General features: G+C 40.2%; 12 protein-coding genes. 11 read left to right on the forward strand and 1 reads right to left on the reverse strand.

Going from position 1 to position 13,596, the window contains the following annotated elements; genetic code table 11:
- Positions 1-3 precede the first annotated feature (3 nt).
- The 7 genes from CRO21_RS08025 to CRO21_RS08055 all read left to right on the forward strand — a co-directional run bounded on the left by CRO21_RS08025 (position 4) and on the right by CRO21_RS08055 (position 10,600).
- A complete protein-coding gene (locus tag CRO21_RS08025; protein WP_097078804.1) occupies positions 4-2,472 on the forward strand; it encodes a hypothetical protein in 2,469 nt (822 codons plus the stop codon).
- 578 nt (positions 2,473-3,050) lie between these two features.
- Entirely contained in the window at positions 3,051-3,533 is a 483-nt protein-coding gene (pilV, locus tag CRO21_RS08030) for a type IV pilus modification protein PilV (RefSeq protein WP_097078805.1), read from the forward strand.
- A gap of 70 nt (positions 3,534-3,603) precedes the next feature.
- Positions 3,604-4,533 (forward strand): PilW family protein, encoded by a 930-nt coding sequence (locus CRO21_RS08035; protein WP_097078891.1) that lies wholly within the window; start codon positions 3,604-3,606, stop codon positions 4,531-4,533.
- On the forward strand, positions 4,533-5,249 hold the full coding sequence (locus CRO21_RS08040) for a pilus assembly protein PilX (RefSeq protein WP_097078806.1): 717 nt from the start codon (positions 4,533-4,535) through the stop codon (positions 5,247-5,249). Before CRO21_RS08035 ends, CRO21_RS08040 begins: the two co-directional genes overlap by 1 nt.
- Before the next feature lie 23 nt (positions 5,250-5,272).
- Positions 5,273-9,463 (forward strand): pilus assembly protein, encoded by a 4,191-nt coding sequence (locus CRO21_RS08045; RefSeq protein ID WP_097078807.1) that lies wholly within the window; start codon positions 5,273-5,275, stop codon positions 9,461-9,463.
- 10 nt (positions 9,464-9,473) lie between these two features.
- Positions 9,474-10,163, forward strand: coding sequence for a type IV pilin protein (locus CRO21_RS08050; protein ID WP_097078808.1), 690 nt, complete (start codon positions 9,474-9,476; stop codon positions 10,161-10,163).
- Complete coding sequence (locus tag CRO21_RS08055; protein ID WP_097078809.1) at positions 10,163-10,600, forward strand: type IV pilin protein; 438 nt, start codon at positions 10,163-10,165, stop codon at positions 10,598-10,600. The genes CRO21_RS08050 and CRO21_RS08055 overlap by 1 nt, the downstream gene beginning before the upstream one ends.
- Here CRO21_RS08055 and CRO21_RS08060 read toward each other — a convergent pair.
- On the reverse strand, positions 10,597-11,193 hold the full coding sequence (locus CRO21_RS08060; protein WP_097078810.1) for a Uma2 family endonuclease: 597 nt from the start codon (positions 11,191-11,193) through the stop codon (positions 10,597-10,599). The two genes, CRO21_RS08055 and CRO21_RS08060, sit on opposite strands and share 4 nt — an antisense overlap.
- Before the next feature lie 274 nt (positions 11,194-11,467).
- Here CRO21_RS08060 and rpsP point away from each other — a divergent pair, with 274 nt between their 5' ends.
- From rpsP to rplS, 4 genes are all read left to right on the forward strand, one after another.
- Entirely contained in the window at positions 11,468-11,719 is a 252-nt protein-coding gene (gene rpsP, locus CRO21_RS08065; protein ID WP_097078892.1) for a 30S ribosomal protein S16, read from the forward strand.
- 3 nt (positions 11,720-11,722) lie between these two features.
- Positions 11,723-12,277, forward strand: coding sequence for a ribosome maturation factor RimM (gene rimM / locus CRO21_RS08070; protein WP_097078811.1), 555 nt, complete (start codon positions 11,723-11,725; stop codon positions 12,275-12,277).
- A gap of 48 nt (positions 12,278-12,325) precedes the next feature.
- Positions 12,326-13,066 carry a tRNA (guanosine(37)-N1)-methyltransferase TrmD gene (trmD, locus tag CRO21_RS08075; protein ID WP_097078812.1) on the forward strand — a complete coding sequence of 247 codons (741 nt, stop codon included), beginning with the start codon at positions 12,326-12,328 and terminating at the stop codon, positions 13,064-13,066.
- A gap of 120 nt (positions 13,067-13,186) precedes the next feature.
- Positions 13,187-13,555: a 50S ribosomal protein L19 gene (gene rplS, locus CRO21_RS08080; RefSeq protein WP_097078813.1), complete on the forward strand. Its 369-nt coding sequence runs from the start codon at positions 13,187-13,189 to the stop codon at positions 13,553-13,555.
- Positions 13,556-13,596: the final 41 nt, after the last annotated feature.

Here is a 13,596-nt window from a genome sequence, read left to right on the forward strand (position 1 = left end):
ACTATGTCTATTTATTCTAAATCACAACGGGGTATGGCGACCATTTTGATGGTGGCATTGGTAGGTTTTGCATTAGTATCGGCCTTACTGGGAACAGCCTATTATTTACGGATGAAACAACAGGCTGCCGTTGCTAGCCATGCCCTGACCAATGCCCAACAAGGTGCATGGGCTGGTGTGGAAATTGTACGGCAGTATTTGCAAAATCGTAATGCCACACAATTGGCAGCATACAAAACGGCTAGTCCGGCAGAGTTAACGATTACGCTTCCTACGGGTTCAAAAAATAATATTACTGCCAAAATTATTAAGGCTGAACCAAATTCTGACAGTAGCAGTTATGAAATTACTGCCCAGATTAAAAATAATAATACTGCGGCAAAATCTGCTTCTACAATACAAGTGGTTTATAAGGTTGATGTGACGAATTCAGGTGAAAATGGGAATGATGGAAATTCATCAACTAAAACTCAGGCTATTAATATTTACACCAATCTAAACTATTCAGGAACAAATACTTTAACAAATAATTCCGGAAAGGCTGTAGTAGTTAGTGTTGCAGGTAATGTAGAACTTCATGAAGTAACAAATATTAGTGATTTATATGCCACAGGGACTGTAAAATTAGCAAATACAACTACACAAGTAAATAATATTTATGCTAACGGAACAGTAACGCTTGAAGGTGGTATTGCTGTAAATAGTGTAAATACTAAAGCACAAATTAATTTTAAAAATGCGTATGCTAATATTTTAAAAGCTGGTACAGATATTCAAATTGATGGATCTGGATGGATTTATGAATATATGTATGCTAATAATAATATTAACGGCACAATGAATACAGTATTACATGGAGTATTAAGCGGCATTTCTTGTACGAAATATAATTCTTATCGTACAACAACATGTGATGATTCACGAATTTCTGAGAATGGTATTCTAACTATTACCATAAATAATATTACCCATACACATGCTAATGGTGATTTGCATGATGTGAAAGGCGATTCAGAAACTATTCAAGCCAAAGCAGGAGGGACATTTTATTGTAGTCAAGGAGATATTTCTAAAAATTATAGAATGATTGAAGCTCAAAATTTTGGAAGCAATTGTGAGTCATCAAATAATGCAATTGCAGCAGGACGTACTCAAATATCTTTAAGAGAAAGTCCAGTTATTGCAGAAAGTGAGTTGGGAGTTCCTGCTTCACATACACTTGTAGCACCTAAAGTTAATGCATGGTGTTACGATCTACAAGAACGTATTAAAAATACAGTAGAGTGTGAAAACAATTCTGTTTATAAATCAGATACAACCGTTACCACGAATAGTCAAAAAACCGATAATTTAAAAAATGACACGGCTAATTATGTCTTTTATGGTGCTACATCGGATAATAATCTAAATAATATACCTTTAGTTCGAGTTTATAATTTGGATAATTCTACACTAACTACCAATCAAAATACTCTTAAGGATGGAAACTCTTATTGTGTACTGACTGTAAATAAAAACTTAACACCACAAAATACAAATGACCATTGGGGATATTTGTATGCTTATAATGGATCAACGTGTGCAACTACAGCAAGTGGAAATATTGCAAGTGTTTATACTGAGAATAAAGATAAAATGCCAACGATTAGATATTCATCAGGTACATGGATTATGGAACAACATGATGTAAGTAATAATGTTGTTTGTTCTGGTACAGGGTTATCTGGTTATCCAGCAGCAAGTTATCCAGATTGTGGAAAAGGTCAATATAATGAAGATATCGTAGTCATTAATGAAGCCGATTATGAGAAAATATGGAAAACAAAAAACTCATCTTTTGCACCAGGAATTATGTTATTTGAAGGAAATTTAAATCTTGGAGAAGGCATTTTTTATAATAGCATTTTAGCAACAGGTAATATTCGTGGTGATGGTGAAGTGAATGGAAATTCTACGTTAATTACCGCACCAAATTACGCAGCAAGCAGTAGCAGAGCTGGTGTGGCTAAAGTGTGTAATGGAACAACAGGATTAACTGCTTATCCTAATTTCCCAAGACCAACCAATTTGTGTAAAAGTACAACTGAAATGAATGCGTTGGCTTTAGGCGATATTGCATTATTGGCGGGTTCGTATCGAGGTAGTTATAACAAAACGACATGCTCAAGTAGTACGACAACGAATTGTTATTATGGTGGTGATATTTATATGAAAACTCAAAGTCAGATTTTCGGTAATATCGTTGCAGGTAATTTATTTACATCATCTGGTACAGTAAAAATCTATGGCTTATTTTCAGCGATGGGACTAAGAGCATCTTTGACGGATCAAGTAAAATTAACAGATTTAAAAATAACAATTCCATCAGATGCAACAAATTATGATGCCGGTTCACCAAACAATGGTTCTGGCGGCGGCAGTGGTGGCGACCCAACAGTAACCGCCTCCATCAAATGGGCCCGTTATCTCTAATTAAAAAAGCATCACAAAAGCCAAGCAAGATCAGTCTTTGCTTGGCTTTTTGTTATTTGTACGTCAATCTTAACTTTTTTCATATTAAAAAACTATATAATTCAATATCTTGAAGTTTATCATACTTCATAAAATCCCCTCCAACTCCCCTTTTCCAAAGGGGAGAGCGTTGCGAATCATAAACTGTCATTAGATTCGAGGGAAGTCCCCCTTTGGAAAAGGGGGATTTAGGGGGGATTTCTGTAAAAAAGTAAGGGTATTTTATGAATTTAGACCAATTTAAAATTGAGATTGGCGTTATTTGTCTAAATTTTTTCAAAACATTGATCAGTTGTCCAAATCAAAACCATTCATCGCTTTTTAAAACAAAAAGTTTACAAAATATACGCCTTGTATAAAAATAAGTTGTATGAAAAAACAACAAGATGATCAACCAAAATTGAACAAATAGATGTCATGGTGCGCACTCGCCGTATTTGTAGCGTGCTATATCAAAACAGCACATCACGTTATAAAAAATCATTAGATTTTTGCAATCCATGTGCATCCATTGTTCAAATCTATGGACAGAATGAACAGTGATAAAACAACAGGGTGTTGGGTTAACAGAAGTACTGGTTGCATTGATTCTATTAAGTATTGCAGTGTTAGGTTTTGTTGCATTACAGATCAGAGCCTTGGCCGCAAGCTATGAAGCAGGACAACAGATTCAAGCCATCAATCTAGCACGGGATTTATCCGAAAGAATGCGGATTAATCGTGCCGGTCTACGCCATTATCAGGATATTTCAAGTCCGGCAACAACATGTGCCGCTGCATTTTGTACAGCCAATGAAATGGCTCAATATGACTTTGCCCAAGTCAAAAGCAGAGCCAGTGATCTGGGCATGCAAATCAATATATGGGACTGTCAGGGTTCTACTTTAAAACGTAAATGCATATATGTCGCATGGAGCGAGACCACTGCAAGCAATGGAAATGCAGCACCGCACTGTACCAATGGTACGGCATATGTACCGAATGCCAAGTGTATCATTATGGAGGTCTATAACTATGATTAGACCTCATACTCCTATCAAACCACGTCTTGCAACACGTTACAATGGTATTGAGTATCCCTCTCGGTCTTGCATGGGGGCAAGGCGATATCTTGCTGCTCCTCACGCAGGATTTACCTTGGTCGAGTTAATGATTGCTTTGGTGCTAGGTCTGCTGATTAGTGCGGCAGGCTTATCCATATTTCTAAGCAGCCAACGTGCGTTTAACTTACATGAAAGCATGGGGGAGTTGCAGCAAAATGCCAATTTTGCTTTGGCAGTATTCACGCAGGATTTACGCCATACCAATTTAAATACAGCATCCGATCAAAAGATTAATAATAAGATTGTCGGGGCAGGCATTATTTTTGCCAAAGAAAATGTACCCTTAACTTTAGATATGAAGGATCTGGAAACAAAATTTGTTTCTTTACAAGCACAGGATACAGATAGTACCACTGGAAAAAGTGATCGTTTGACCATTCAATATGTGCCACAAACCAGTCCAATCATCAATTGTGAAGGGCGAGAAGTCACCGATGCAACATCAAAAGTAATTGTGCAGCATTATTATTTAAAACAAAGTCCGCAGCAGATTAGTGGGCAACCGACAGCATATAGTTTGTATTGTGATGCTGGTTATTATCAATCTGGCGATACATCAATTACCAACATAAATCGTTCTGCACAGCAGATCATGCAGCGTGTAGATGCTTTTAAAGTACGTTTTGGAGTCAAAAGTCCGGCGGGCCAGTTACGTTATATGACCATTAATCAATATAAGACAGCAATGGCAAGTATCACAAATACAGCAGATGCACTCAATATTGTTTCCATTGAAGTGGGAATTTTGGCACGTTCAACCGGGAGAATTAGTGCGGAAGCAAATTTAAATAGCAATAAAGAATTTTCGCTTGCAGGACAAGTTGTGACTTTGGCGGGTGATGAGGCACAAAATCAAAAATATTTGCGTCAAGTGGTTAATCAGGTGGTTGCAATTAGAAATACCCTAGGAGCATCATGATGGAAAAACACGCTGGTGCCACATTAATTATTATTTTGATTATTTTGGTTGTGGTAACTCTGCTGGGGACGATTGCGGTAAGATCAGGAATTCTAGGTTTAAAAATTGCTACCAATAGCCAAATACGAGAATTATTATTAGAAAACTCGAATGCTGCACTGTTTAATATTGAGGATCCGGCTCAGGTCACTCGGCAATTGGCAGAAGATGGCATATTTGCTTATTTTAGATCGGCAGAGAATGCCCGAGATGAGTTGGTCTTTTGCTATCGTGCGTCGGAAAATGTATTTTTTTCTCGTGGCAAAGCCAGTGCAATCCTTGTCAATAATAATACCGTGACCATCACAAAACAGGGTGTAGATGGATTTTGTCAAGCACACCAGTTTGCTAGCGGACGTTCTGCAATTTTATCACAGGTATATGTCAGTAAAAATACCACATCTAGTCAACCTTTCGCCACTGTGCCTCGTGGCAGTAGTTTAGGCGAAGGGCAACAAACATCAATGCTTAATCCGATTCATGTCACGGTTATTTCAGTTTTGCCCAGTTTTTCAGCTGCCACTAAAGCACAGATTGAAACATGTTTTCGTAAACCTTCGTTGAAGCAGGGGGCGATTCAAACCGTAGCGAAATGTTTTAATGATCTCGATATGCCTTATAACATGCAGCATGCCGACTATATAGTGGGTGGCGAGCCAAAATTAATAGACCGATAGGCGATAACATAGAGGGAAAAATAATGAAAAAACACATATATAAAAAAGTAATGTTGATCGGACTGCCTATGTTTTTGGTCACTGTTGCGTGTACCCATTTATCCAATGCAAGTGATATTGAGATTTATCAGGATGCAACCCGTGGCACTGTTACCCTAATGTTAGCCATTGATACATCACGTAGTATGGAGGAAGCCGATGATGCCAAAACCACGGCGGATGATTATGAGCTAGGTTCAGCCTGTTACTTTGGAACCTATCAAGGGGCGGGAACCACCATTACGCGAGACAATGGTGATTTAAAAATTCAAAATGACAGGACGGTTTATAGCGAGATCAAAACACGTGGTGGGGTAAGCTATACACGTAAATATTGTCAGGTTGCGTATGCAACTGCGTCGACATCAGCATATGAAAAAAATAAAGATAGATGTGAAGTATTGGCAAACCAAGGCGGGATAAAGTGTTATGACCGTTTAACACGGGTCAAAGATGGTTTATTTGATTTATTACTGGGGAGTGAAGATGGCTCAATTGCACCGATAAGCGATGATAAGGTGATTGGACTATCGCATTTTGCTGTGATTCCGCGGGGTGATTCAGCCACAGGCACATTTGCAAATAATGCTAGTCCTGCAAAATTTACCCGAGGGGGAATGATTGCTGTGCCTGCCCGACCTTTAAAGGAAATCGTGGCCGGAAAAACGCAACGACGTATTTTGCTGGAAGGCATTGCACATTTGCATATTGATGGTAAAGGCGGGACACCTAGTGCGGCCTTATATGCTGAAACTGCGGCTTATTTATTGGGGACCAGCACATTGACCAGTGGTTTGACTGGACAGGAAAATTTTAGGTGGAATGCTGCGACCGGTCGCTGGCAACGTTGTATATCGTGGAATCCAATTTCAGTAAATGGTTTAAAGTCTTGTTCTTCGGTTTTGGGATGGTGGGATTTTAGCTTGGCTGATTTAAAGTATCAGCGTGGTGCATATAGTTCGAATGCAAAACAGACCAGCACCAAAGACTTTTATTTGAATGAAACCTTTAGACCCACAAAATATGCGGATGGCAATGATTATTATATTGGCCTAAATCATGAGGTAAGTAGTGGCTTTTTTAATTCTGTGCTGGAATCTAAATATGGCGCAGCTTATCAGCGACCAAGTTCTATTACAGAACAAATTGGAAAAAGTGACGAAATTAAGGCATGTCATGGGCAGGGAATTTATTTTTTAACGGATGGTGCAGCAAGCATAGCATCTGATACGGAAAATATAAGTAAAGCAGCTCTTGGCCCATCCTATGCCAGTGGCTTTAGTTGTAACAGTAGCGATAAATTTGATTGTTCCGATAAGCTAACCACCCGATTATTAACGGCATCGCAGAATCCTGTCGGTTTGAGTTTTAGAACAGCAATTATTGGTTTTGGCAAAGATTTTGAGCATATTTCTTCCTATGATGGCACACCCTTGATTGCTGGAGCGAAAAATGCCGATGGGACTATCGTGACAGAAGAGCAGGCCAGTACAAACGTGAATAATAATATTGCTGCCATTGACCATGCGAGCGTTGGAACAGACTTTAAAAATACCGCAAAATGGGGAATGAATGGACGTGGCGGCTGGTATTCTGGCAGTCGTTCGGCAGATGTTGTTTATAGCATCAATGCTTTTTTAAGCACAATTGAAGTCAATATTCCGACCATGGTCACAGGTTCTCCGACGATTCCAGCCGATGCTTTAAATCCATTACGCCTACAACCTTATGCTTACTATGCTGCATTTGAACCCAAACCACAGGCGCCTTATCGACTTTGGACCGGCGATCTGAATAAATATCATGTTCATCATGGTGAGTTATATAATCGTTCCAAAAGCTTACGCTTGATTCAGGCCAATGGTGCATTAAATACTGCTGCAAATGGCATCTGGGTAAATGGCATGAAAGGGCAATTATCGCTGGGCATGTCCACTACCGATGCTGTACAAACTGCAAACCGTAAAATTTTGACGAATCGTCAAATTAACAGTTCAGGATCGACATATAACGCGAATGCAGCGGCCAGTTTACAACCCGTCAATATCAATAGTTTATTTGGTGAAGGAGAAGGCGCTGCTTTTAAAAATGACCCGGATAAAAATTATTGGTTAAATTTGCTTGGTTACAATGTTTCTGTAACAGGAACAGCAACTAGCCTTGCTCATTTGACAGAAAAACCTGAACTTCGACAAGTGGGTGCCATATTACATTCTTCACCGATTTTATTAACTCAACAAGGTAAAGTGACGGTAGATAGTTATGGCGATTTAGATACCAGCAATCGGGATGATTACCTGTTATTTGGTAGTACGCAGGGCTTATTGCATGTGCTTGATGCAGATCATGGTCAAGAAGTCTTTGCTTTTGCACCACATGAAATGATGCAACGACAGAAACAGGCTTTTTTGGCGGAAAACAGCAGCACAGGCGGCAAGAATAAATTATTTTATGGCATAGATGCGCCATGGACAGCATATACACAATATGTCGCAAAATCAGATGGTACGCTCACAGTACGGGATTCTGGGCGTAAGATAGATTCAACAGACGATCATTCATCGAACCTTAAAGGTTTGCAATGGGTTTATGGTGGTTTACGTATGGGTGGCCGCAGTTACTATGCGCTGGATTTATCCAACATTAACAGTCCTTCCCTCAAATTCCATATTGATCCCGATGGTGCAACGCTGGGTACACCACTGAGTTATATGGGGCAAAGTTGGTCTAAACCCACGATAGCAAGAGTAAATTGGGGTGGTGAAGCGAAACTGGTGATGTTTGTGGGTGGTGGTTACGATGCAGAAGGTTTAACAGCATTGTGTAATTTAACCACAACAACGTGGGACACGCTGAAAAGCGTAGTCAATCATGCAGGTGGGCTTTTAGGTGGACTTCTCAATGCGAGTACACCACCAGCTGATCCAACCACGTTAGATTTATCTGCACTGGTGAGAAATAATCTTTTTGATTTTCAGGGCTATGAATGTAGTAAATATCTTCAAGTCAACAAAAAAGGTGCAGGCGTGTATATGTTTGATGCCGACACAGGAGATTTACTCTGGTGGGCAAGTGATAATGTGACGGCAAGTACATCAGCCACAACCAACTCGGGCACCATCGCAACCAAACATCATGATTTAAAATATAGTGTAGTCAGTCAGATTAATGCCATAGATCGAAATAATGATGGCTTGGTGGATCATTTATATTTTGGTGATTTGGGCGGTCAGGTATTTCGTGTCGATATAGATAATACGGTAACCACCACAGGCGGCTTTGCGAAACGAATTGAATTATTGTTTCAGTCTAATCTTGTGACAGAAGGTTTAACCAATCTCAACCTTCCCTTTGTTGCCAATCCGAGATTTTACGATATGCCCAGTATTTCAATTCATCAGGGGGGAAGTGGCGTATTTGCAGTTGTTGCTTTGAGTTCAGGAAATCGTAGTTCACCCTTGGCAGCAGGACTAGATGCAACAAATCGCGATGCGCTATATGTCTTGTATGATCATGATGTAGCACGCAATGATTTATATGCCAATGATTATGTACGTCGTAATCCTGATGCAAAACTTGCTGTACCTGCACCGGTCGGATCTGGTTTGGTGACATTAACCGCAAGAAATTTTGTGGAGAATCTCACCGGGATTGATATTGAGGAAATACAATTAGTAGGCGATAAGGCACCTCGGCTGGGCTGGAAATATTATTATGATGGTGCAGGTGGCGCGCCCTCTAGTTTAAATGAACTACAAACGCTGATGCCGGGGCGTTATAAAGGTATGAATGGCTTATACGCATTAGATCATATGCTATATGTCAATGTTTATGATCGGGACGGTATCGGGATTCTTGGTTCCTGTGGTGCAGGCGTAACAGGTGATTCGTACTTATATCAATTTTGCTTACCTTATGGTCGATGTCCATTTGACACGCCTAAGGCTGCATTTGGTTTATTAGAATATCCATATAAAGCCAAAATTGGGGCTGGCATACTTGGAGCGACGTTAGGATCGGCTGGAGACGACCAGTTTAAAAATATTGTTCGGAGTGATACTGCTTGTGATGCAGTTGATGTTAAAGGTAACAAATTGAATAAAAATAGACCCGAGTGTCAGGTATTTAAAACAACAGTGGGTTTACAACATCTACGCTGGTATCAAATTCGCTAAGGAAGGCGTCATGAAAAAAACCTCAAGCATAGTTTTTAGCTTTTCGGTACCGCGCCACTCGAAGCAAAGCATTTCGTTTTTTGTTCGGAAAAGGCAATGCTTTTCTAATCCTGCATTAGGCTTTACCTTAATTGAACTGATGGTCGTCGTGGTGATTATTACGGTTTTTGCTGCAATTGGCATTCCTTCTTATCAACGCTATATCGAAAGACGGGATTTGGCGGTGGCGAAACAGGAAGCACAGCGTATAGCAACAGAGTTAGAGCGATTTAAGGCCAAAAATTTCAGTTATAAAGGCTTTGATGCCAGTTATTTGTATCATGATAACACTATGGAGGACGACACGAAGCCAATTGCCAATAGTTATTATGATGCAGCTAAGGGTGAGTTATTACTACCAGTAGGTTCAACCTCGGCCAATGCCAAGTATATTCTTACCTTGCTGGATGCAAAGGAAAAACGTCCACTTTCTGCTGCGGATCTCGCACAAGATAAAGCACAAGGAACCTCTGCCAGTACAGTCTCTGGACTTCATTGGGTGATGAAAGTTGAACGCAACGTTGGGAGTGATCATTTGCCGAAACAACCGAATAATTATGATTTATTGCTGACCAGTACAGGCGTGCGTTGTATGACCAGAACTCAAAATGCCGTTGATGATTATACGGGTTGTGGTACGACAGATAGCGAGAATTGGTAATGAGCAAAAACATTTCAGGCTTTAGCTTGATCGAACTGATGATTGTGGTTGCAATTATTGGGATTCTGGCAGCGATTGCTTATCCATCATATACACAATATAAAATCCGTACCCATCGTGCCGATGTACAAACCGAAATGATGCGGATTGCGCAGCAATTACAAAGTTATCATGTGATCAAGCATAAATATACCGATGCAAAGCTTGATAATAGTCATACAATTCAGGATTATCCGATGTCAGCAGGTACTGTCTATACGCTTACTTTAGTGACTACCGATCAAACCTATACTTTAACTGCTACACCAATGAATTCCCAAGCTGGGGACGGTCATATTGTATTAGATAGCCAAGGGCAAAAATGCTGGACTAAAGGCAGTGATAGCGCTGGAACAGCTTGTTCACCATCGGCATCAACAAATTGGGATGGTCGTTAATCCTCATCGGTTTGTGCTTTTTGCTCAAGCCACTCGCTCATATCATCATTTTGTATCTGGTCATAAAGTTCTTCAACAGGGACGGTTAAGCCGACCGATTCAAACGTCACATCATCACCTAGAAAATAATAATTCGGTTGCCAGCCTTGCGTTCTGCGTAAAACCTGTATTTCGGCTTTGTCTTGTTCGATTAGTATGTATTCCAGCAAGGTATCAATTTTTAAATAATTTTTGAGTTTTAGCGTTTTGTCATATTGCTGCGTGCTTTTAAACAACACTTCAACAATCAATATCGGCGTCTGGGTAAAAATATCCTGTCCTGATATATTTGAACAATCAACTAGAACATCAGGATAAAAATATTTTGTTCCAATTTTGACTTTCATATCAGAGGTAAAGGGACGGCAGGGTTTGCCTTTTAGATGGTTTCCCAGTGCAAGGAATACATTACCTGCTAATGTATTATGATTGGCAGTTGAGCCCACCATGGCAAAAACTTCACCATCAATATATTCATGTTTGATTTCGCTATGCAATTCGCCAGCAAGGTAGTCTTGTTCTGATAGTTTTAGTGGTGATGCAAGATTCGCCATGATCGTATCCCAATCATTGAATTATTATACCATTATTCATAAATGATTGGGCGTATGCAATACGCCCGTACAATTCCATACAATTGATTTTGTAGGGGTTTATTGTATAAACCCTGATAACTTAATTTTAATGTTTGGTATTAGTTTGAGTATAAATATTTTTGCTTTCTTTTGTCTAAAATTTAACGTAAAATACCGCCCTCTATGAAAGGGGTTTGAAATGTTACCGATGGTCGGTGCAGGGATAATCCGTAAAAATTATAAGGTTTTTCTCATGGTAGTTATTCGTTTAACTCGTGGTGGCGCAAAAAAACGTCCGTTTTATCAAATCGTTGTAACAGACAGCCGTAATGCACGTGATGGCCGTTTTATCGAGCGTATTGGTTTCTTTAACCCGACTGCACAAGGTCAGGCAGAAAAAGTTCGTCTGGATACTGCACGTTTTGAGCATTGGGTTGCTCAAGGTGCTCAAGCATCTGATCGTGTTGCTGCATTGGCAAAACAAGTTCAAAAAGCAGCTGTTTAATCGATGAGTCAGACCTCCATGCAGAATGTACCTGAAGATCTTATTCAGATTGGGCAGTTACGTTCTCCGTATGGTTTGAATGGCTGGCTTTGGGTCTTTTCCAATACAGACCCAATCAGCAATATGTTTGATTATTTGCCTTGGTATATCAAGACTAAGGCAGGTTGGCAAACAGCCGATGTAAAACGCTGGAAACCACAGAGTAAAGGTTTGGTTGTTGCGCTTAAAGGTGTGAGTGATCGCACTGCGGCAGAGCAACTGGTCGGTGCCGAAATCTGGATTGAAAAATCACAATTGCCACAGGCAGGCATGGATGAATATTACTGGTCAGATTTAAAAGGTCTGATGGTGATGGGACTAGATGAATCAGAACATGAAGTCATTCTAGGTAAAATCCATGAGCTGTTTGAAACTGGTGCCAATGATGTCATGGTGGTTCACGCTACCGCTGACAGTGTTGATGCCGAGGAACGCATGATTCCATGGCATAAAGATGTGGTACAGCGTGTAGATATTGAAGCAGGTCGTATTTACGTCAATTGGGGCGTAGATTATTAAACATTCATTATTTATCCATGGATAAATAAAACAGGAAGGGAGCCTGCGATGTTTTTTGCAGTGATTACATTATTTCCTGAAATGTTTGATGCGATTACTGCGTATGGGATCAGCGGGCGTGCAGCAAAACGTGATGTGATTCAGTTGACCTGTATTAACCCACGGGATTTTGCCAAGGGCAACTATAAGCGAGTGGATGAACGTCCATTTGGTGGTGGTCCGGGTATGGTGATGATGGCGGAGCCTCTGGCACAAGCAATCGATCATGCCAAACAGCTTGCACAACAAGCAGGATGTGTTCATGCGCCTGTGGTGTATATGTCACCGCAAGGCAAAACCTTAAATGAACAGGCAGTACAAGATTTTGTCGAATATGATGGTTTGATTGTATTGTGTGGGCGTTATGAAGGGGTAGATGAGCGTTTAATCCAGTTGTATGTTGATCAGGAATGGTCAATTGGCGATTACGTATTATCCGGTGGTGAACTACCTGCGATGGTCTTACTTGACAGTATTATTCGGCGTTTACCAAATGTGATGTCGGATGATAAATCGGCGGAACAGGATTCTTTTGTGGATGGTTTACTGGATTGTCCACAATATACCAAGCCAGATCATTTTGAAGGGCTTGAAGTACCGGAAGTTTTAAAATCCGGACATCATGCCAATATTGAAAAATGGCGGTTTTTGCAGCGTTATCAACGCACTTTACAACGTCGTCCGGAACTGGTCGAAAAAGTTGAGTTGAGTCCGCAGCAAAAAAAATGGGTAAAAGATTTGGATTCGTAAGAATCATGAGTGAGTGCTTTAAATCATTAAGGTTTAAAGTGAAATATAAACGGGTTGATATGCGTCTTTAGCCTCTGTCCCCAGCGAAACCAAAAATTTCGCATAGTGGAGATTCCCACAATGAGTGGCAAACATCCTTTAATTCAAGTAATTGAAAACTCTCAATTAAAAACTGATATCCCTGCGTTTGCACCAGGTGATACAGTAATCGTACAAGTTAAGGTAAAAGAGGGTGAGCGTGAACGTCTTCAGGCATTTGAAGGTGTTGTCATCGCTAAGAAAAACCGTGGTTTAAACTCGGCTTTTACCGTACGTAAAATTTCTAGCGGTGTTGGTGTTGAGCGTGTATTCCAAACACATTCTCCAATCGTTGCTAAAATCGAAGTGAAACGTCGTGGTGATGTGCGCCGTGCTAAACTGTATTACCTGCGTGAATTGTCTGGTAAAGCTGCACGTATTCGTGAAAAATTGCCTGCTCGTAAAAAATAAGCTTTATTGCTGTTTTTTTAGAGTAAAAAATGCGCCAATTG

It is taken from the genome of Acinetobacter puyangensis, assembly GCF_900096995.1.
Taxonomy (GTDB): domain Bacteria; phylum Pseudomonadota; class Gammaproteobacteria; order Pseudomonadales; family Moraxellaceae; genus Acinetobacter; species Acinetobacter puyangensis.